Below are 20,537 nucleotides of genomic sequence, written 5' to 3'. Positions count from 1 at the left end.
TGCGGACCCGGTCAATGCGATACTGCCGGGTGTGCGCACCCAAGGGAAAGACGACAGCGTGATCCGCCTGGTGATCGTCGACGACGAGCCGATGGTGCTCGCGCACCTGCGTACGGTGCTGACTTCGGCCGGGGACATCGAGATCGTCGGGCAGGCGCAGGACGGTGCCGAAGCCGTCGAGGCCGCCGGGCGCTTCCGGCCGGACGTCATGCTGATGGACCTGCGGATGCCCGGGGTGGACGGGCTGACCGCGATCGAGCGCATCGTCAAGCTCCCTAACCCGCCGTCGGTCGTGGCGCTCACGACGTTCGACACCGACAGCTACGTCCTCAAGGCGCTGCGGGCCGGCGCGTCGGGCTTCCTGCTCAAGTCGACGCCGCCGGAGGACCTGATCGGGCTGGTGCGCGTCGCCGCCGACGGGCACACGGTGCTGTCCAAGGAGGCCGCGCGCCGGATGGTGTCGGCGTCGGCCGGCGAGCACGAGCGTTCGCAGGAAGCCCGTGAGCGCACCGCCGATCTCACGGACCGCGAACTGGACATGCTCGTCTGCCTCGGCGAGGGCATGTCGAACGCCGCCATCGCGGCCAAGCTGCACCTGTCGGAAGCAACGGTGAAGAGCTACGTCTCGCGGATGCTGACGAAGCTGGGTTGCGCCAACCGCACCCAGGCCGGTCTGCTGGCCCACGAAGCGGGTCTCGCGGGCTGACTCACGCGCTGCTGCGCGCCCCGAAACCCCACGCGCCGAAGACTTCGGCGAGTTCGGCCCGGCCTGAGATCCCGAGCTTCCGGTAGCAGTTCGTCAAATGCTTCTCGACGGCCCGCCTGCTCACGCTGATCTCGGCGGCGATCTCGCCGTTCGTCAGCCCGTCCAAGGCGAACGCGACCACGCGGCCCTCCGCCTCGCTGAGCGCGGCCGACGGGCCCGCCGCGGTCTTCTCTTCGGCCGTCCGGCCGGTGAGCCACGGCGCGCCGCAGCCCTCGGCGAGCCGGTACGCCTCGCGGAACAGGTCGCCCGCCGCGGCGCCGTCGGGCAGCGACGCGCCTTCCGCCAGCAGGGCGCGCGCCAGCTCCAGCCGGTCGCCCGAGACGCGGGAAATCCCGATCGACTCCGCGAGCACGTCGTCGGCTTCGGCGCCCGAGGTCAGCGACGCCTGGATCCGCAACGCGCGGCCGAGCGCCACCGGCGCGCCCCAGCGGCGGGCCCAGCGGACTTCGTCCTCGATCAGCTCCCCGGCCGAGACGCGGTCGCCGAGGCGGCGCTGGAGCCAGGCGCTCCACGTCCGCCACGGGAACAGCGCCGGGTTCCGCCAGCCCGCGCGGTGCAGGGCCGCGCCGCAGTCGAGGAACCGCGCCAGCGCGCCGCGGGGGTCCTCGACCGCCGCCACCGCACCGCGCAGCATCAGCAGCGCGGCCCGGACGTGCAGGCCGGCCCGTCCCGCCGTGGTCTCGTCGAAGTGCTCGACCAAGGTGGCCGCGAGCCGCTCGTCCCGGGCGATGATCGCGACCGAAACGAGCGCCATCACCAGCGATTCGGTCGCTTCGGCCAGGTCGCCGCCGATCAGCCCGTACGCTTCCCAGGCCGTCGACCGCGCCCGGGTCAGCTGCCCGCTCTGCGCCAGCTCGGCCGCGCGCGCCGCGATGAGCGACGCCGGCCGCCCCTCGGCCGTCTCCCCGACCGCGCTCTCCAGCCAGGACGACGGCTGCCCGGCCGAGCCCGCGGCGAACGCGCAGATGATCAGCAGCGGCGCGGTGCCCGCGAACTCCGTGGACGACGCGGGTGCGCAGCGCAGCAGCCGTTCGGTCAGCTCCGCCACGGTCCGCGCGGGCATCCCGGCGCTCAGCGCGGCCGCGTGGAGCAGCACCGCCAGCAGTTCGCGCTCGGCAAGGGTGCCGACCGGCGGCTCCGGACCCAGCTCGCGCAGGCGGTCGACGGCACCGGCCAGCAGCACCGGGTCCTCGCAGCGGGTGAGCCGGATCCGCGCCTCCAGGCGGAGCCCGGCCTGCGCGCCGGCGTCCTCCGGCCGGACGCGCCCGACGAGGACGGCGGCTTCCGGCCGGAGGAACGCCGACAGCGGCAGCAGGGTGACCGCCTCGGCCCGCTCGCGCGGGGTGGGCAGCAGGCCGACCGCCTGCGTGAGGTGCCGGAGCGCGGCGGGGACGTCGAACGCGGCTTCGGTGAGCGCCAGGTCCACCAGCCGCCAGCCGCGTTCCGGGCCGTCGGGCGGCAGGTCGAGCAGCGCGCGGCGCAGGTAGCGCGCCGCCGTCTCGGGCTGCCCGCGCCGGGTCGCCGCGTCGGCCGCCGTGCGCAGCTCCTCCGGCATCCACGGCGACGGCGACGGTGCGGGCACTTCGAGCAGCTGGGCCGCGACCGTCTCCGCGGCGAAGCCGGCCTCGTGGAACACGGTCGCCGCGCGCACTCGCAGCCGCAGGTCCTCCGGCGCGGTCGTCGACGCCTCGACCGCGGCCCGCACCACGGGCGCGGCGAACCGCGGCGGGGCCGCCGGGCCGAGCACGCCCAGCCGGGCCAGCGCCCGCACGGCCTCCGCGACGGCCACCGAGTCGCCGCCGGTGAGGCGCTCGACCAGCCACGGCTCGGCGTGCTCGCCGAGCACCGCGATCGCCTTGGCGCACTCGCCGACGGCCGGGGGCAGCACGGCGAGCTGGGCGGCGAGCCGCTCCTGCAGCAGCGACGGCCCGGTGCGGTGGTCACCGCGCACGGCTTCCGCGAGGTACAACGGATTCCCGGCGCTCGCCGCGTGGCAGGCGGCGACGAACCGCGCGTCCCCGGCCCGGGTGTCGGCCGCCGCACGCAACGCCGCCGCGACGCCGTCCTCGGTCAGGTTCGGCGGCCGGATCCGCGTCTTCGCCAGTTCCCACAGCTCGCGCAGGGCGGGCCGGTCGGCGCCCGGGTCGCCTTCGCGGACCGCGACGACGAGCGCGCACGGCAGGTGCCGGATCCGCCGTGCGCACTGCCGCAGCCAGGTCAGCGACTGCCGATCGCCGACGTGCAGGTCGTCGACCAGCACGACGAGCGGCCGGTCGGCGGCGATCGCGGCGAGCAGGGCGACGAGGCCGTGCGTGGTCAGGACGTCGTTGTGGCCGTCCGGTTCCCAGCCGGGCCAGCCCGGGGCGCCGGGGAAGAGCCACCGCGCGGCCGAGCCGGTGCCGGCGAACCAGCGTTCCGCGTCGTGCTCGTCCGCCTCGGCGACCACCGGCTCGAGCACCTGGCAGGCGATCCCGAAGTCGAAGTCCTGTTCGGTCCGGCTCGCCGACGCGGTGAGCACCCGCATCGCCCCGGGGCGCGCCTCCGCGCTCCGCAGGACTTCCTTGAGCAGTGCGGTCTTCCCCACGCCGAGCGGTCCGGTGAGGACGGTGACCGAGCCCTCCCCCGCCCCGGCCGCGGTGATCGCGCCGCACAGCAGGCGCAGCTCGGTCTCGCGTTCCGGCAGCGTCACCCCGGCCCCTCCCCGGCGGCGGCCAGCGCCTCGGCGAGCTCGGGCCGTCCCCCGATCCCCAGCTTGCGGTAGACGTTGGTCAGGTGCAGCTCGACGGTCCGCCGGGTCACCTCGAGCCGGTCCGCGATCTCGGCGTTGGAGGTACCGGCGGCGGCCAGCTCGGCGACCCGGCGCTGGGCCTCGGAAAGCACGGGCGGCCGGTCTGCGCCGGGGCCGCCGGTCAGGTCGCGAAGCCGGGCCGAAAGGGCGGGCCAGCGGTGACGCGCTGCGAGCGCGGCCGCCCGCGCGAGGAGGTCGCCGGCGGGCTCGACCAAGTCCTCAGGCCGATCATCGGCAACCGCGCCCGGCTTCACCACCGCGCTCACGTTCCGCGGACCGCGGCCGACGCCGGCCGTCGGCGCAACCACGTCCCCGAGCCGATCATCGGCAACCGCGCCCAGCTTCGCCACCGCGCTTGCGTCCCGCGGATCGCTGCCGGCGTCGGCAGTCGGCGCGACCACGTCCCCAAGCCGATCATCGGCGACCGCACCCAGCTCCACCGCAGTCGCGTCCCGCCGACCCCGGCCGGCGCCGGCCGCGCCCTCGCACCGTTCGCCGGCGACCGCGGCCAGCTCCACCAGCGCCGTCGCGTGGCGCAGGTGGCTGCCGGTGCCGTCCAGCAGCCCCACCGCCTGTGCCAGGTGCCCGGCCGACTCCGGATCTCCGGACCCCAAAGCGAGCGCGGCCGCCAAGTGCGCCCCGCCCACCGCGGCCCGCGTACCCCACGCGTTCGCGGCCGCGAGCTCCTCACCCAGCAGCAGCCGGGCCGCCGCCCGCTCGCCGCTCGCCACCAGGCCCCGCGCCACGGCCGAGCGCCACGGCAGCAGCTCCGGGTTTTCCCAGCCGCGCGCGGAAAGCCGGCGGCCGCACTCGCGCAGCGAGGCGAGCGCCTGCTCCGGACGGCCCTCCTCGAGCAGCGTCGATCCCTTGGCGTACAACAGGAACGCGCTGCCGAGCCCGGGTCCCGGCTCGACGTGGTCGCGGTCGAGCGTGCGCCGGGCGAGGTCGGGGCGGCCGGCTTCGAGGTGCACCCGCGCCTCAATCGCGACGACCCGCGCGCGCAACGCCGAATGCCAGTGCCGGGGCGGCACCAGCTCGTGCGCCTCGGCCAGGTCGGCCTCCGCGTCGTCGAGGATCCCCGCCGCGAGGTGCCGCTCGGCCTGGTCGACGAGGGCGCGGGCGATCAGCGTGCGCGCGCCGTGGCGGTGGGCCCGCGCGAGCACTTCCCGGCCGTGGCCGCCGGCTTCGTCGAGGTCGCCGGTGAGGGTCAGCGCGCGGACCGCCGCGGCGCGCGCGGTCAGCGAGCCGGCGTCCGCGATCGGCTGCGCCAGCGCGGCGCGCGCGAGCCCGCGCACCCGGGCCGGGCGCAGGCCGCGCCGGGCGAGCAGCAACGCGGCGACGGCGGCCTGCGCCGGGTCGGCCGGCCGTTCGGGCAGCGGCGGCATGCCGTAGCCGCCGACCGCGGACCGGTCCTGCGGTTCGCCGTCGGCCAGCCAGTACAGGCTCAGCAGTGCGTCACGCTCGGCCGCCGAGACGTCCGGGCGGCGGAACGCGGCGATGAGCGTCCGCGCGCCCAGGCCGCCGCGCGCGTTGAGCAGATCCGCCGCCAGCAGCCGGTACCGGCCGAGCCCCGCACCGTCCACTTCGGACAGCACCTGGGCGAGGTGGCGGTCGCCCGCTTCCTGGTCCTGCAGCAGTTCCCCGGCGCCGAGGTCGATCAGCACGGCCGCGCGCTGCGCCGGCTCCAGGGGTTCCCGCAACGCCCGGCGCAGCGACGCCGTGGCCTGCCCGCCGGCCGGGCCCAGCCGGGCGGCCGCCCGCAGCACTTCCACCACCCACGGCTCGCCGAGCACGCGCGTCCGCCGCAGGATCGCCGCGACGGCCGCGTTCGCGACGCCGTGGTCGTGGCCCAGCTTCGCCGCGCGGGCGAAGAACGCGTGGCGGTCCTCCTCGCTCATCCCGCCGAGCGCGCGCTGGCCGACGTCCGGTCCGGCGAGCTTGCCGTCCGCGGTGAGCAGGCCGAGCGCCCGCAGCCGCGCGAAGTCCGCGGCGAGCCGGTCGGGCGGGCAGCCGGCGAGCTCGGCCAGCAACGCCGGGCCGAACCCGTCCTGGCACACCGAAACCGCGCGCAGCACGGCGAGGAGCCCGGCGGGCAGGCCGTCGACCAGGCGCAGCAGGCGCTCGGTGGCGACGCGGGTGAACAGCCCGGCCGGTTCCGGCGCGCCGCCGGGGTCCATGCTCAGCCGGACGAGCGCCTCGGTCAGCACCGCCGGGTTCCCGCCGCTGCCGCGCACCGCGTGCTCGACGACCCGGTCGTCGGCCCCGGCCAGCCGCACGCGGACCAGCGCGGCCACCGCGGCGTCGCCGAGCGGGCGCAGCCGGACCCCGTGGGTGGCGTCCGTCGCGGGCTCCCAGGTGTCCAGCCCGCTGGTCTCGCTGACGACCAGCAGCACCGGCACCTCGGCCCGGTACCCGGAAAGCACGCGCAGCCAGGCCCGGGTGGGGTCGTCGGCCCAGTGCAGGTCGTCGACGACCAGCACGAGCGGCCGCCCGCCGAGCCCGGCGTAGAGGTCCCGGCACAGCTCGCCGAGGACGCGCTCGTCCGGCGGGTCCGCGGGGAGCGCGACGCCGAGCGCGGCGAACACCTCGTGCAGCACGACGAAGGGCTCGTCCCGGTCGGACGGGCAGCACGGCACGTGCGCCACGGGGAACCCGGCGGCCGCGGCCGTCGCGGCCACGGACGCCAGCAGGGCGCTGCGGCCGGAACCCGGCGCGCCGGTGACCGTCACGACCGCCGAGCGTCCCTCGCGCAGGTCGCCGACCAGCCCGGTCAGGAGCGCGGCTTCCTCGTCCCGCTCGGCCAGCCGCGTCCCGGAAACGCCGCGCTGGTGAGGCAAGCCGGCCACACCCGGCGGGCGCACGACCTCCTCGTCCTCACCCGGCGAGCCCATGGGTCCTCTTCGCGGCCTCCGGGACGGCCGATCCCGCGCTCGCCCGCAGCGCCGCGGCCAGCTCGGCGCGGCTGTCCACGGCCAGCTTCCGGTAGACGTTGGTCAGGTGCAGCTCGACGGTCCGCGGCGAGACGAACAGGGCGCTCGCGACGTCGCGGTTGCTCGCGCCGGCGGCGACCAGGTCGGCCACCTCGCGTTCGCGCAGCGTCAGCACGTCGGCGCGCGGTTTCCGCAGCCGGCCACCGGACTCCTCGAGCAGGTCCCTGGCCAGCGCGCCGATCGAGCACCACCCCGAGCCGGCGGCCAGCAGCGCGGCCTGCCGCAGGTGCTGGCGCGCGGTCTTGCGGTCGCCGACGAGCGTCAACGCCTTGCCCAGCAGGTATTCCGACCGCGCGTACTCGACGCGGCAGGGCGAGGTCGCCAGCACCCGGCTCGCCTCGGCCAGCAGTTCCACCGCCCGCGTCCCCGACGCCGCGACGCCGCGGCCGAGCAGCACCAGGCCCCGGGCGGTCGCGGTCGGCCAGCTCGCCGCGAGCTCCTGCCCGCGTTCGGCGTAGCCGTCCGCTTCGCGGTGCCGTCCCGCGCCGGCGAGCAGCAGCGTGGCGGTGAACCACCAGGGCGCGAACACCGGGTTGCCGATACCGGTCTCGTCCTGGCCCCGGCCGGATTCGAGCAGCAGGTCCAGCGCGCCGTCGACGTCGGAACGCAGGGCGCGGCCGCGCGCCCGGCCGAGCAGCCAGAGGTGGCGGTCCGCCGGCGCGGCGGCCAGTTCCTCCGGGTGCACCGCGGTCAGCAGCCGCTCGGCGGCGGCCGGTTCGCCGTCGTCGCGCAGGGCGGTCGCCAGCGTCGTCCGCACCAGCAGGCCCGGCCGTCGTCCCGCGCCGGCCAGCACGGCGACGCGGACGTCGGCGAGCGCGCCGTCGCGGTCGCCGCTTTCCCGCAGCAGGCGGGACCGGGCGGCGAGCGCCCGGCCGAGCGCCGGTCCGTCGCCGCCCACCGCGGCCTCGGCGACCGCGCGGTCGAGCGCGCGCACGGCGTTCGGTGCGTCGTCGACCAGCCGCAGGGTCCGCGCGGCGGCGAGCAGGTCGTCGCTCGACGCGGCCGCCGCGGGCATCCGGACGACGGCGCGGGCGCAGGCCGCGGCGACCTCGGTGCCGCGGCCGGTCAGCGCGAGCGCGGCGGCGCGGTCGGCGAGGTCCCGGGCGCCGGGGTGCCGGGCCGCGGCCGCGCGGGGGGCGGTCGCGGCCCGGTCCCGCAGCAGGCCGCGCGCGGCCTCCCGGGTCGTGGCCGCCGCGGCGAGGGCCGCCACGGGCACGGCGGGCGCGGCGGTGCCGAACCGCCGGGCCAGCCGGTCGACGAGGCCGCCGACCGGGGCGCGGTGCCCGGCGGCGTCCGGCGCGGTGGCCGCGAGCGCGTAGAGCACGGCGATGGCGCAGTGGTCGCGCTGGTCGCGGGCGTGGCCGGCGGCCGTGCGCAGTTCCGTCATCGCCGCGTCCGGGTCGAGGCCGAGCCGGGCGGCGGCCAGCGCCAGCCGGACGTCGAGCCGCGCCGGCTCGGCGGCGGCCGCGCGGGCCAGGTGGCCGACGGCGGTCGCCGGGTCCGGCGCGGCGGCCGCGGCTTCCAGAGCGAGGTCGACCATCCAGCGCTCGTCGAGCCGCGGCAGCGCCCCGAGGTGCGGGGCGACTTCGGCGGCGGGCCGCGCGTCGTCGTTCAGCATCCGGGCCGCATGCAAATGCATACGGGCGAGTTCGGCGGCGGGCGTTTCGGCGAGCAGGCGGGATCGGATCGACGGGTCGAGCACGCCTCCGGTGAACAGATTCGCGCGGCGAATTGCGTCGAGCGCGATCCGCACCGACCGCGCGGGCAGCCCGCACAAAGCGGCCGCCCTGGTCACGTTCGGTTCGTCGAGCACGGCGACGGCGGTGGCCACGGTCCGTGCCTGCGCGGGCAGGCCGGCGAGCGCGTCGACCGGGCTCGGCGCGGTGACTTCCCAGCGGTGGCACCGGTCCTGCGCCCCGATCTGCCCGAGCGCCCACGCCCCGGGACCGGGCTCGCCGGGACGGCGGCAGAGGACGATGAGGAACCGCTCCCCGCGGCCGCACCGCAGCAGGAAGTCGAGGAATCGCAGCGACGATTCGTCGCACCACTGCGCTTCTTCGACGACGATCGCGGAATTCCTTTTCCGCAATGGTCCGGCCAGCAACAGCGACCGCAGGGTACGGAATTTCCGGTGCATTCCGGAACCGTCTTCCGCGGGCAGTTCCAGGGTCCGCCGAATGGCACCGCCGGGATCGTGGTTCTTCGTGAACAGTTCGGCCAGTGCGTGGAACTCGGCCGGTTCACCCGCCGGTTCGGCGCAAAAGCGAAAGATATTCGCAGACTGGTCCGGTTCTTCCGTTTCCAGCCCCGCGAGCAGGGTCCGGACGCCGCCGCCGGACGCCCCGTCCACCAGCACGGCCTGCGCGGACTCCGTCCACGCCAGTGCCGCGCACCGGGACAGCGCGCCCGGATCCCGGGCGAAGACCGGATTCGGAGTGGGATCCGACATGCCGCCATCGACCTTTCCTGCAAGCTCGCAAAACCGAGCCTTTTCCCGCAGCCCCCAGAGCCGCCGAAGGATCTGACCGTCCGAACACTATTGACACCGCCGCCGGAGAAACCACCGTCGGTGCCCGATGCGCGCCACTTCCTCCACTGTGGAGTGACCGTACCAGGAGCGACCCTTGCTGTCAGCGAAGGCCACCACCTGTACGGGTGACATACTTGTAGCATTACTCAGACCCCGAAACTGGACATTTAACCAAGACTTGAGGTGCCCTTCGGCGGCCGTGGGCCGACGGGGTGACGGGCAACCAACGAAAGTTGTCGGTCCGTGCCCCGCCGGGCAACTTTCGTCGCTAGTCCGGCCCGGAACCGGCAGGCCGCCGCCGGAACAGGGGTCCGGAAGCTACCGTGGAGCCCGTGTCGGACGTCACCACTCCCGGTCTTCGAACCACGCTGCGTGAGCACCTCGGCACGCGGGTGGGTCCCAAGCACGAACTGGCGACCCTGCTCAGCCTGGCGGTGATCTTCGGCGCGCTCGACGTGGCGATCTGCCTCAACAGCCACCCGACCACCGGCTGGGCGGGCCCCCGCGCGGACCTGATCCTGCAGCTGCTGGTCGACGTCTCGGTGCTCGGGCTGCGGCGGTTCCCGAAGACGGTCGCGAGCATCGCGCTGGCCGTGACGACCGCGACGGTGCTGGCCGACGCGCTCGCCCCCGGCCTGCTCTCCCCGGAGGACCCGGCCAGCCCGCTGATCCTCCCCCGCATCACGCCGGTGATCGTGATCTTCCTGGTCCGGCGGACGCCCCAGCGGGTGGCGTTCGGCTTCGTCGGCGCGCTGGCGGTCGTCGGCAGCGCGCCGTGGGCGCCCAGCTGGACGCTCACCCCGGTCGGCCTGCTCAGCACGATCGGCCCCGCGGCCGTCGTGCTGTACCTGGACGCGCGCCGGCAGCTGCTGCAGGAGCTGCGCGACCGCGCCGAGCGGGCCGAGCGCGAGACGCACCTGCTGGCCGAGCAGGCCCGGTTCGAGGAGCGCCGCCGGCTCGCCGCGGAGATGCACGACGTGCTCACCCACGGGCTCAGCCTGATGGTCCTGCACGCCGGAGCGCTCGGGATCAGCTCGAAGGAACCCGAGGTCCGCAAGGCGGCCGAGGAGATCCGCGCCCGCGGCGCGATGGCGCTGGACGAGCTGCGCGACCTGGTCGGGGTGCTGAACACGACGTCGGCGGACGTGTCCGAGCGGATGGCGAGCCCGAGCCCCAGCGTCCCGTCGCAGCCGACCCCGGACCCGGCGACGCTCGTCGAGGAGTCGGTGTCGGCGGGGATCCCGGTGGAGCTGGACGTCGAGGGCGAGCGGTCCCAGATGTCCCCGACGATCGCCCGCACGGTCCACCGGGTGGTCCAGGAGGCGCTGACGAACGCCCGCAAGCACGCGGCGGGGGCCGAAATCCGCGTGAAGCTGCGCTACCGGCCGGACGGGGTGGGGATCCGGGTGATCAACACCCGGCCGTCACGGCAGCCGGACGCGGTGTTGGCGGGGAGCGGGTCGGGGCTGGGGTTGTCGAGCTTGCGGCACCGGGTGGAGCTGGTCGGGGGGACGCTGCAGGCGGGTTCGACGCCGGATGGCGGGTTCCGGATCGCGGCGGACTTGCCGGCGTACGTGCCCACGACGGAGACGCGGCAGAAGTCGGCGCACCGCTGACCCGGCGCCGCGCCGGTTCCCCGCACCACCCACCCGGCTTGCGCCGCTGCCCCCGCACCGCGCCGGTTCCCCGCACCGCCCGGCTTGCACCGCTGACCCCGCACCGCCACCCGGCTTGCGCCGCTGCTCCCGAGCCGCTGGGCCGCCCGCCGCACGCCACCGCTCCCACCCCGCGGCGACGTAGTGAATGACTCATTCATGTCACCTGACGACATGAATGAGTCATTCATGTCACCCGCCGGCCGGCGCGCGGGGAAGCCGAAGCCGCGCCGAGACTGGGCATTCTCCTACTCCTCCCCCGCATAAGGTCGGGCCGGACGCGAACCCGACCCACCACGTGGAGCCCACATGAAAGGCATCATCCTGGCCGGCGGCAGTGGCTCCCGACTGCACCCGGTCACGCTGGGCGTCTCCAAGCAGCTCGTCCCGGTCTACAACAAGCCGATGATCTACTACCCGCTCTCGGTCCTGATGCTCGCCGGCATCACCGAAATCCTGCTCATCTCGACCCCGCACGACCTGCCCGCCTTCAAGCGCCTGCTCGGCGACGGCGCGGAACTCGGCCTCCACCTCGACTACGCCGAGCAGCCCCACCCGAACGGGCTCGCCGAAGCCTTCATCATCGGCGAAGACCACGTCGGCGACGACACCTCCGCCCTCATCCTCGGCGACAACATCTTCCACGGCCAGGGTTTCTCCGACGTCCTGCGCGCCGCCACGCACGACCTCAAGGGCTGCGTCCTCTTCGGCTACGAGGTTTCCGACCCGCACCGCCACGGCATCGGCGAGTGCGACGCCGACGGGAACCTCGTCTCCATCGAGGAAAAACCCGCTCACCCCAAGTCGAACCGGGCGCTCACCGGCCTGTACTTCTACGACAACGACGTCGTCGAGATCGCCAAGAGCCTCACTCCGTCCGCGCGAGGCGAGCTGGAGATCACCGACGTCAACAACGTCTACCTCGACCGGGGCCGCGCGAGCTGCGTCGACCTCGGGCGCGGCTTCGCCTGGCTCGACACCGGCACCCACAAGTCGCTGCTGGACGCCGGGCAGTACGTGCAGACGATGGAAGCCCGCCAGGGCGTCCAGATCGCGTGCCTCGAAGAGATCGCGCTGCGCATGGGCTTCATCGACGCCGACCAGTGCTACGCGCTGGGCGAGCGGATCGGCAGCTCGGGCTACGGCGAGTACGTCATGGACTTCGCGCGCCGCGCGCGGCCGCTCACCGCGGTCTGAACCCCCGGAGGATCCTTCCCATGCGCATGGTGGTCACCGGCGGTGCCGGGTTCATCGGCTCGGCCTACGTCCGCAACGTCCTTTCCGGACAGTACGCCGGTTTCGAGCCCGGCGAGCTGGTCGTGCTCGACAAGTTCACCTACGCCGGCAACCGCGCGAACCTCGCGCCGGTCGACGGCGACGAACGCCTCAAGGTCGTCGTCGGCGACATCTGCGACGCGGGAGTCGTCGAGCGGGAGCTGGCCGGCACCGACCTGGTCGTGCACTTCGCCGCCGAGTCCCATGTGGACCGGTCGATCGCCGGGTCGGCGGAGTTCGTGCGCACCAACGTCCTCGGCACCCAGACGCTGCTGCAGGCCGCGCTCGAACGCGGGGTCGGCAAGTTCGTGCACGTCTCCACCGACGAAGTCTACGGCTCCATCGACGAGGGCTCGTGGCCCGAGACGCACCCGATCGCCCCCAACTCGCCGTACTCGGCCTCGAAGGCGTCCTCCGATCTCCTGGTCCGCGCCTTCCACACCACCCACGGGCTCAACGCCTCGATCACCCGCTGCTCCAACAACTACGGGCCGTACCAGTACCCCGAGAAGGTCATCCCGCTGTTCGTCACCAACCTGGTCGACGGTCTGCAGGTCCCGCTCTACGGCGACGGCCTCAACGTCCGCGACTGGCTGCACGTCGACGACCACTGCCGCGGCATCCAGCTGGTGGCCGAGAAGGGCCGCGCGGGCGAGGTCTACAACATCGGTGGCGGCACCGAGCTGACCAACCGGGAGCTCACCGAACGGCTGCTGGCCATCACCGGCCGGGACCACACCGCGATCCGGCCCGTCGAGGACCGCAAGGGCCACGACCGCCGTTACTCGGTCGACATCACCAAGATCGCCACCGAACTCGGCTATGCCCCGCGGGTCGACATCGACACCGGCCTGCGCGACACCGTCGACTGGTACAAGAACAACCGCGGCTGGTGGGAACCGCTCAAGGGCTGAGTCACTGCGTGCGCAGCCGGGGCCACAGCGCGTCCCACGCGGTGTTCCGTCCACTGAGGACGGTCATCAGCTGCGGCACGACGTCCTGGCGGTGGGCGAACGCCCCGGTCACCGCCGGGCTCGCGTCGCCGACGAACAGGACGCTGTCGACGCCCTCGTCCGGGTGCCCGAAGTAGTAGTACCCGCGGTGTGCACTGTAGACGGACGGCAGCCCGCGTTCACGACCGAAGAGTTCCAGGTCGGCGGCGAACGCGTAGCTGTCGGTCATGATCGCCGTCCGCGCCCGCTGCTCCGGCGGCAACGACCGGTACACCTGCACGACGGCGTCGGACAGCTGCCCGAGCTGGCCGTCGGACTGCACGAACACCTTGGCGGTCAACGGCACCAGCGGCACGTCGGGGATGCGCTCGGCCCACGACTTCGGGTAGATCGGCAGCGCGACGAGCGCCTGGCCGACCGACGCGACGGCGAGCACCCAGCCGGCGGCCTTCGCGGCCGTGGGCCACTTGACGTCCTGCAGGCCGACGGCACCGGCGGCGAACAGCGGCGCGTACAGGCAGTACACGTAGTAGGACCGGCCGGACGTCAGCAGGTAGGCCACGACGAGCAGCAGGAACGCGACGCCGACGAACCGGTACTGCCGGGACATCAGCAGGCGGACGAACCCGAACACCGCGAGCGGCACGCCGATCACCAGGCCCGGACCGGACAGCAACTCCAGCAGGAACGCGCCGGTGCCGGGGAACTCGGCCGAGACGACCTCGGACATCCGCGTGTACGGCCAGCCGTTCGCGGCCTGCCAGACCAGCGTCGGCACGGTGGTGAGCGTCGCGACCAGCGCCCCCGCCCACAGCAGCGGCCGGCGGACGAGGTCCCGCGGCCCGAAGGCGAGCGACGCGACGGCGAGCGCCACCCACAGCGCCGGGACCAGGAACTTCGTCTGCAGCGACACGGCCGTGACGAGCCCGGCGGCGAACAGCAGCCGGTCGTCGCGCACCCGGGTCCACCGCACGACCAGGAACAGGATGAGCGACCAGAAGAACGGGTCGATCGAGTAGGTCGCGAGGTAGTGGCAGATGAGCGTCGCGCCGGACATCGCGTACGCGGCCGCGGCGAGGGTCTGCGCGACCCGGCGCCCGCCCAGCTCACGGGCGATCAACGCGCTCAGCACGATCCCGCCCGCCGCGGCCAGGGTCGCGGGCAGCCGCAGGGCGATCAGCGAGCCGGGGAACAGGTGGTCCAGCCCGGCCGCGAGGAACGGCACCAGCGGCGGCTGGTCGAAGTAGCCCCACGCGGGGTGGTCGCGACCGGCCACCACGAAGTAGGCCTCGTCGAACGAGAACCCGTAGTTGCGGCTGGCGACGAGGAGCAGGACGCCGGCGACTCCCGCGATCAGGAGAACCGGGGTCCGCGCGAACGCCGTGCGGGTTTCGGTGGTCTCTCCGGTAAGGGTCATACCTCGAGTAGACACGCTCCGACCTGGCGATTTCTGCGGCCGAGAGTCCTCGTTCCGCACAACGAAAGTCGATCACGCCGTAGGGATCCGCAACCTTCGTAGTCACTCGGAAGTGACGTTTGAGCACGGAAAGTGAGGGTAGCGGTTTCCCTAGACTTCGCCCCCGAACCGCCTCTGAGCTGGGGTTTCCCGGGATACTGCGACCATGACCCACGGTCGGCACATCGCCTTCTTCAGCTTTCCCGGCGTCGGGCACATCAACCCGATGCTGGGCCCGGTCGAAGCGCTCGCCGAGCGGGGCCACCGGGTCACGTTCGCCGTCGCCGAGCCGTTCGCGCGCCTGCTGCGCGACAGCTCCGCCGAGGTCCTGCCCTACCACTCGGACTTCCCCGCGGCGGTGACCAAAGTGGACAGCGCCGACGACGCCGTCACGATGATCATCGACCTGATGCGCGAAGGTTTCGCGCCGCTCGAGGCGGCGCTGGAGCGGTTCTCCGGCGACCGGCCCGACCTGATCGTCCACGACACCATCAGCGGGAACGCCGCGCGGGTTCTCGGCCGCGCTTGGGACGTGCCGCTGGTGGAGAGCTGCCCGGTCTTCATCGAGAACGACGCCGACGAGATCCCCGGCGCGCCCCAGCCGCCCGACGACCACCCCGCCGCCACGGACTTCGACCACGAGGACCCGCGCCTGGCGCGGTTCGGCGAGGAGTTCGGCGCGGGCGTCTCGGAACTGCTGACGCGGTACGGCCTGGATCCGCGGCTGGCGACCGGCAGCCTTTCGCCCGTCGGGGACGAACTGCGCCTGGTGTACATCCCCCAGGCGTTCCACTACGGGAGCGAAACGTTCGGCCCGCGGTACCGGTTCGTCGGCCCGACGGCGGACTGCCGCGCGCTGGAGGGCCACTGGACGCCGCCGAACGACGGCCGGTCGGTGGTGCTGATCTCGCTGGGCACGTCGATGAGCAAGGACATCGGCTTCTTCACCGGCTGCATCGAGGCGTTCCGCGGCACGCCGTGGCACGTGGTGCTGACGCTGGGCCGCGGCGCCGACCTGGCCGCGCTCGGCGAGCTGCCGCCGAACGTCGAGGCGCACGAGTGGATGCCGCACCCGTCGGTGCTGCGGTACGCCTCCGCGCTGGTCTGCCAGGCCGGGATGGGCAGCGTCCTGGAGGCGCTGCGCTACGAGGTCCCGGTCGTCGCGGTCTCCCACAGCGGCGAGACGCTGGCCAACGCCCACCGCGTCGCGGAACTGGGCCTGGGCACGCACATCCCGGTCGCGTCGGCGACGGGCCCGGCGATCCACGCGGCGGTCGAGGCACTGGCGGCCGACGACGAGCTGGCTCCCCGGCTCTCGCTGATGGCCAAGGAGATCGAGCGGGCCGGCGGCGCCGCCGCGGCCGCCGACGCCCTGGAGGCCCTGCTCCCGTGAGCGGTCCGCCGCCGCAAACGTCATGAACGACTCTTTCATGTCGCCAGATGACATGAAAGAGTCGTTCATGACGTCGGGGCAGGGTCAGGCGGAGCGGCGGAAGCCCCGGGTCGCCACGATCGCACCGGTCAAGCCGATCAGGCCCGCCGCACCGAGGGCCGCCAACCCACCAACGCCCACCGGGTTGCCCAGTGCCAGGTTGCGGGACGCGTCCACCGAGTACGTCAGCGGGTTCACCGTCGCCACCGCACGCAGCCAAGCCGGCAACGACGACAGCGGCACGTACGCCGAAGACGCGAACATCAGCGGGAACATCACCATCGACGTCACACCCTGCATCACCTCGACGTTGGTGATCCACACGCCGATCGCCATGAACATCCAGGACAGCGACCAGCCCACCGCGATGCACATCAGCCACGCCAGCAGCACGCCGGTGAAGCCGCCGCCGGGCGAGAACCCGAACAGCGTCGCCGCCAGCACCAGCATGATCGCCAGCTGCAGCGCGTGCCGCACGACGTCGGCGAGGCTGCGTGCCACCAGCACCGACGCCGACGCGATCGGCAGCGTCCGGAAGCGGGCGACGACGCCGTTGCGCATGTCGTCGAGCAGGCCGACGCCCGACTGCAGCGCCACCGACAGCGAGCCCATCACCAGCACCGCCGGCATCAGGTAGTCGATGTAGGACACCCCGGCCGGGAACGAGCTGGTGCCGGCCAGGCTCGCGAACACCTGGCTGAACAGGATCAGCACGATCAGCGGCTGCAGCAGGCCCAGCAGCACCAGCGCCCGCGACGCCACGACCGCGCGCAGCGACCGGCCGGTCAGGATGAGGATCTGCATCGGCACGGAGGTGCCGCGCCACGGCGCGGGTCCGGCCACCGCGGCCGGCGAGTCCGAAGTGGACAGTGTCGGTGCGCTCATCGGGTCAGAGCCTCTCGGTTTCGGGGTGGGGATCCCGCGGCCCGCCGGAAAGGGCGAGGTACACGTCGTCGAGCCGCGGGTCGACCAGTGCCAGCTCGACCGGCTCGACCGCGACGTCGTCGAGCGCGCGGACGACGCGCGCGAGGTCGGTGGACTTCTCCACCGGGACGATCAGTTCGTCCACTCCGGACACCCTCGGCTCGAGGCCGGCGCCGCGCACGGCGTCGGCCGCACGCTCGGCGTCGGGCGGATCGGCCAGGGTCAGGGTGACCGTGCGCTTGCCGACCTGCGCCTTGAGCGACGCCGACGTGCCCGCGGCGATCACCTTTCCCTGCGCCAGCACGACGATCTTGTCGGCGAGCCGGTCGGCTTCGTCGAGCATCTGGGTCGTCAGCAGCACGGTGGAGCCGTCGCGCACGAGCTGTTCCACGATCTCCCACATGGCGATCCGGGCGGCCGGGTCGAGGCCCGTCGTCGGCTCGTCGAGGAAGATCACGTCGGGGTGGCCGACCAGGCTGGCGGCGAGGTCGAGCCGCCGCCGCATGCCGCCGGAGTACGTCTTCGCCGGGCGCCCGGCCGCTTCCTGCAGCCCGAACGCGGTCAGCAGCTCGTCGGCCCGTTCCTTGGCCGCCTTCGTGGAGGCGCCGAGCAGGCGGGCGATGAGGATCAGGTTGCGGAAGCCGGAAAGCTGCTCGTCCACCGACGCGAACTGGCCGGTGAGCCCGATGCGGCTGCGCAGGGCCACGGCGTCGCGCCGGACGTCCAGCCCGGCGACGCTCGCGCGGCCGGAAGTCGGCGTCACCAGCGTCGTGAGCACGTTGACCAAGGTGGTCTTGCCGGCGCCGTTGTGGCCCAGCAGGCCGCACACGGTGCCTCGCGGCACCTGGATGCTGACGTCGTCCAGCGCGCGGACCTTGCCGAAGGTCTTGGTGATCCCCTCGGCCTCGACGAACAGGGTCACGGCCGTTTCCTTCCGCAGCGCCGGATCGGACACCGCTACAGTTAGCACACCGGGAAACCCCTTTCCCCGCACGGAAGCGCGACCCGAGGGGTTCGCCTAGACATGGTTGACTGGGCGCCGCGCCGGACTAGCTTTCACAAGCATGACTCCCCCGTCGGGAAGCCACGTCGCCTTCCTCACCTATCCGGCTCACGGGCACGTCAACCCGACGCTGCCCGTCGCGGCCGAGCTCGTCCGCCGCGGTCACCGCGTGACCTACGTCGTCGCCGGGCAGTACGCCGATGCCGTGCGCGCCACCGGGGCCACCGTGCTGGCGTACGAGTCGCACGTGCCGAAGTCCTGGGACACCGTGGCGATCCCGGAGGAGATCACCGGCGACGTCGTCGCGGAGGCGGGGCTCGCGCAGGCGCTGGAAGGCTTCGCGCCGCTGAAGACCGCGCTCGAAGCCTTCGACGGCGACCGGCCGGACGTCTTCCTGTACGACGCCTTCGGCTACCCGACCGGGCGGCTGCTGGCGCGCAAGTGGGGCGTCCCGGCGATCCTGCTGTGCTCGACCTTCGTCGCGAACGAGCGGTTTTCGCCGTACGCGGCCATGGCGGGCAAGGTCCCCGCGCCCGACCCGGGCCACCCCGCGCTGGCGAAGGCCGCGGCGGTGGTCGAGGACGCGCTCGCCGAGCACCTGCCCGGCACGTCCGCGGCCGAGTTCGCCCAGGGCGGCGAAGACACCAGACTCGTGTTCCTGCCGCGGGAGTTCCAGCCCGGCGGCGACACCTTCGACGACGGGTTCGCCTTCGTCGGGCCGTGCCTCGGCGACCGCGCGGGCGGCTGGACCCCGCCGGACCACCGGCCGGTGCTGCTGATCGCCATGGGCAGCTTCGGCTACCACCGCCAGCGCGAGTTCTTCTCCTCGTGCCTCGAAGCGTTCGCCGGGTCGCCGTGGCACGTCGTGATGACCATCGGCCGCCTGGTCTCGCCGGCCGACCTGGGCCCGGTGCCGCCGAACTTCGAGCTGCACCCGTGGGTGCCGCAGCCCGCCGTGCTGAGCCGGGCGAGCGGGTTCGTCTCGCACGCCGGGATGGGCAGCACCATGGAGTCCCTCGCGCTGGGCGTCCCGCCGGTGGTCGTGCCGCGCACGCTGGAGCAGGAGATCGTCGCCGACCGGATCGCCGAGCTCGGCCTCGGGGTCCGGGTCGAACCGGGCGAGGTCGACGCGGAGACGCTGCGGGCGGCCGTCACCGGCCTCGCCGAGGACGCCGCCGCGCACGCGCGCGTGGCCCGGATGCGCGAGCACATCACCGGCGCCGGGGGCGCCGCGGCGGCCGCGGACCGCGTCGAGGCCCGACTGACCACCCGACCCCAGGAGTGAATCCGAAGTGGACACCACCGAGCCGACCGCCGCCCCGGAGATCGCCCCGGACGGCGGCGCCGCCCTGCTGACCTGGCTGGAAAAGATGCGCGCGGACACGCCCGTCTGGCAGGACGGGGCCGGGGCGTGGCACGTGTTCCGGTCCGCCGACGTCCGCCGCGTCAGCACCGACGCGCAGCTGTTCTCTTCGGACACGACCCGCCTGACCTCGCCCGGCGACCAGGCACCCCCGGGCACCCTGCTGGTCATCGACCCGCCCGAGCACCGGAAGCTGCGGCGCCTGGTCAGCCAGGCGTTCACCCCGAAGGTCGTCGCCGACCTCGAGCCGCGGATCACCGAGGTCACCCGGGAGCTGCTCGCCGCGGTCGAGCCGGACGCGACGGCGTTCGACCTGGTCGACGTGCTGGCCTACCCGCTGCCGGTGATCGTCATCGCCGAGCTGCTCGGCGTGCCCGCCGACGACCGCGCGCTGTTCCGCGGCTGGGCCGAGGCGCTGATGGCCCTGCAGGTCGACGACCCGAGCACCGGCGAGAAGCTCGCGGTCGCCATCGAGGAGATGGAGGCGTACCTCAACGCGCAGATCGCCGACCGGCGCGCGCGGCCCCGCGACGACCTGCTGACCCGGCTGGTGGAGTCCTCGATCGACGGCGAGCGGCTGAGCGACGAGGAGGTCGGCAACTTCACCGCGCTCCTGCTGCTCGCCGGGCACGTCACCACGACGATGCTGCTGGGCAACGTGCTGCTCTGCCTGGAGGACGCCCCGGGCGGCTACGAGCGCGTCCGGGCGGACCCCGCGCTGGTGGAGCCACTGCTGGAGGAGGTGCTGCGGCTGCGGCCGCCGTTCCCCCGGGTGGTCCGGGTGACCACGGCCGACGTCGAGGTGGCGGGCACGGTCATCCCCGCCGACTCCCTCGTCTGGGCGTGGGTGGTGTCGGCCAACTACGACGAACGCGAGTTCGCCGACCCGTGGCGGTTCGACCTGAGCCGCCGGCCGAACTCGCACGCCGCGTTCGGGCACGGCATCCACTTCTGCCTGGGTGCGCCGCTGGCGCGGCTGGAGGGGCGCGTCGCGCTGGAGCTGCTGTTCGAGCGGTTCGAGCACCTGCGGGTCGCCCCGGGTGCGGAGGTCCCGTTCCACGCCGGCGGCGTGTTCGGCGTGCAGCGGCTGCCGGTCACGACCACCCTCGGCAGCGGTCGCTGACCCTGCGGTACCGCACCGACCGAAGGCCGGGCCGGGGGTGCCGTACCTGCGGTCGGGCGGACCACAGTGTTAGCGCCGATCCGCCGTGGCGGCATTGACGGGCCATACCCCGTTGGCTAGCGTACGAGACGTCGTTTGGTTTGTTTCCAACGAAACGGACCGAAGCGGCCGGTGTCCGGGTGGACTCGAGGATCGTTCTGGGGAAGGAACTCGAGGTTTCCGCTGGGGTGGTGTGAAGAAACCACCCGGATCGCCGCCGCGGACCCTCTTGAGGGGAGC

The 20,537-nt window shown here is 73.9% G+C and carries 13 protein-coding genes; 7 read left to right on the top strand and 6 right to left on the bottom strand.

The genetic code is table 11. The features are described from left to right. Positions 1-58: 58 nt before the first annotated feature. On the top strand, positions 59-706 hold the full coding sequence (locus ACIQWX_RS27385) for a response regulator (RefSeq protein WP_400877593.1): 648 nt from the start codon (positions 59-61) through the stop codon (positions 704-706). Position 707: 1 nt separating this feature from the next. On the opposite strand, the gene ACIQWX_RS27380 is transcribed toward ACIQWX_RS27385, so the two are convergent. Genes ACIQWX_RS27380 through ACIQWX_RS27370 form a run of 3 tightly spaced genes read right to left on the bottom strand, consistent with a single transcriptional unit; the run spans position 708 to position 8,993 of the window. Continuing rightward, positions 708-3,455, bottom strand: a complete 2,748-nt coding sequence (locus ACIQWX_RS27380; protein ID WP_400876887.1) for an AAA family ATPase — start codon at positions 3,453-3,455, stop codon at positions 708-710. Next, positions 3,452-6,445, bottom strand: coding sequence for an AAA family ATPase (locus tag ACIQWX_RS27375; RefSeq protein ID WP_400876884.1), 2,994 nt, complete (start codon positions 6,443-6,445; stop codon positions 3,452-3,454). The genes ACIQWX_RS27380 and ACIQWX_RS27375 overlap by 4 nt, the downstream gene beginning before the upstream one ends. Continuing rightward, positions 6,429-8,993 carry a LuxR C-terminal-related transcriptional regulator gene (locus ACIQWX_RS27370; protein ID WP_400876881.1) on the bottom strand — a complete coding sequence of 855 codons (2,565 nt, stop codon included), beginning with the start codon at positions 8,991-8,993 and terminating at the stop codon, positions 6,429-6,431. The genes ACIQWX_RS27375 and ACIQWX_RS27370 overlap by 17 nt, the downstream gene beginning before the upstream one ends. A 413-nt stretch (positions 8,994-9,406) precedes the next feature. Here ACIQWX_RS27370 and ACIQWX_RS27365 point away from each other — a divergent pair, with 413 nt between their 5' ends. From ACIQWX_RS27365 to rfbB, 3 genes are all read left to right on the top strand, one after another. Beyond that, entirely contained in the window at positions 9,407-10,690 is a 1,284-nt protein-coding gene (locus ACIQWX_RS27365) for a sensor histidine kinase (protein ID WP_400876878.1), read from the top strand. Between the two features lie 348 nt (positions 10,691-11,038). Further along, a complete protein-coding gene (gene rfbA / locus ACIQWX_RS27360; protein WP_400876875.1) occupies positions 11,039-11,926 on the top strand; it encodes a glucose-1-phosphate thymidylyltransferase RfbA in 888 nt (295 codons plus the stop codon). Positions 11,927-11,946: 20 nt separating this feature from the next. After that, on the top strand, positions 11,947-12,918 hold the full coding sequence (gene rfbB / locus ACIQWX_RS27355; RefSeq protein ID WP_400876872.1) for a dTDP-glucose 4,6-dehydratase: 972 nt from the start codon (positions 11,947-11,949) through the stop codon (positions 12,916-12,918). Between the two features lies 1 nt (position 12,919). Here the strand turns inward: rfbB and ACIQWX_RS27350 are convergent, their stop codons facing one another. Next, positions 12,920-14,374 (bottom strand): ArnT family glycosyltransferase, encoded by a 1,455-nt coding sequence (locus tag ACIQWX_RS27350; RefSeq protein WP_400876869.1) that lies wholly within the window; start codon positions 14,372-14,374, stop codon positions 12,920-12,922. Positions 14,375-14,579: 205 nt separating this feature from the next. On the opposite strand from ACIQWX_RS27350, the gene ACIQWX_RS27345 reads away from it, so the two are divergent. Beyond that, positions 14,580-15,806 carry a macrolide family glycosyltransferase gene (locus tag ACIQWX_RS27345; protein WP_400876866.1) on the top strand — a complete coding sequence of 409 codons (1,227 nt, stop codon included), beginning with the start codon at positions 14,580-14,582 and terminating at the stop codon, positions 15,804-15,806. Positions 15,807-15,890: 84 nt separating this feature from the next. Here the strand turns inward: ACIQWX_RS27345 and ACIQWX_RS27340 are convergent, their stop codons facing one another. Beyond that, on the bottom strand, positions 15,891-16,730 hold the full coding sequence (locus tag ACIQWX_RS27340) for an ABC transporter permease (RefSeq protein ID WP_400876863.1): 840 nt from the start codon (positions 16,728-16,730) through the stop codon (positions 15,891-15,893). Between the two features lie 4 nt (positions 16,731-16,734). Continuing rightward, complete coding sequence (locus tag ACIQWX_RS27335) at positions 16,735-17,691, bottom strand: ATP-binding cassette domain-containing protein (protein ID WP_400876860.1); 957 nt, start codon at positions 17,689-17,691, stop codon at positions 16,735-16,737. A 142-nt stretch (positions 17,692-17,833) separates the two neighbouring features. Between ACIQWX_RS27335 and ACIQWX_RS27330 the strand changes: the two genes are divergently transcribed. Then, complete coding sequence (locus tag ACIQWX_RS27330) at positions 17,834-19,057, top strand: macrolide family glycosyltransferase (RefSeq protein WP_400876857.1); 1,224 nt, start codon at positions 17,834-17,836, stop codon at positions 19,055-19,057. Between the two features lie 85 nt (positions 19,058-19,142). Then, entirely contained in the window at positions 19,143-20,258 is a 1,116-nt protein-coding gene (locus ACIQWX_RS27325) for a cytochrome P450 (protein ID WP_400877592.1), read from the top strand. Positions 20,259-20,537 lie beyond the last annotated feature (279 nt).

Origin of the sequence: Amycolatopsis sp. NPDC098790 (assembly GCF_044759945.1) — a bacterium.
In the GTDB taxonomy this organism is placed as follows: domain Bacteria; phylum Actinomycetota; class Actinomycetes; order Mycobacteriales; family Pseudonocardiaceae; genus Amycolatopsis.
This window is presented reverse-complemented; position numbering and strand designations above follow the sequence as displayed.

Excerpts from the sequence above, each read along its gene's own strand:
- ACIQWX_RS27345 (WP_400876866.1), top strand. The coding sequence starts at position 14,580 with ATGACCCACGGTCGGCACATCGCCTTCTTCAGCTTTCCCGGCGTCGGG.
- ACIQWX_RS27330 (WP_400876857.1), top strand. The coding sequence starts at position 17,834 with ATGACTCCCCCGTCGGGAAGCCACGTCGCCTTCCTCACCTATCCGGCT.
- rfbA (WP_400876875.1), top strand. The coding sequence starts at position 11,039 with ATGAAAGGCATCATCCTGGCCGGCGGCAGTGGCTCCCGACTGCACCCG.
- ACIQWX_RS27370 (WP_400876881.1), bottom strand. The coding sequence starts at position 8,993 with ATGTCGGATCCCACTCCGAATCCGGTCTTCGCCCGGGATCCGGGCGCG.
- ACIQWX_RS27340 (WP_400876863.1), bottom strand. The coding sequence starts at position 16,730 with ATGAGCGCACCGACACTGTCCACTTCGGACTCGCCGGCCGCGGTGGCC.
- rfbB (WP_400876872.1), top strand. The coding sequence starts at position 11,947 with ATGCGCATGGTGGTCACCGGCGGTGCCGGGTTCATCGGCTCGGCCTAC.
- ACIQWX_RS27350 (WP_400876869.1), bottom strand. The coding sequence starts at position 14,374 with ATGACCCTTACCGGAGAGACCACCGAAACCCGCACGGCGTTCGCGCGG.
- ACIQWX_RS27325 (WP_400877592.1), top strand. The coding sequence starts at position 19,143 with ATGCGCGCGGACACGCCCGTCTGGCAGGACGGGGCCGGGGCGTGGCAC.
- ACIQWX_RS27375 (WP_400876884.1), bottom strand. The coding sequence starts at position 6,445 with ATGGGCTCGCCGGGTGAGGACGAGGAGGTCGTGCGCCCGCCGGGTGTG.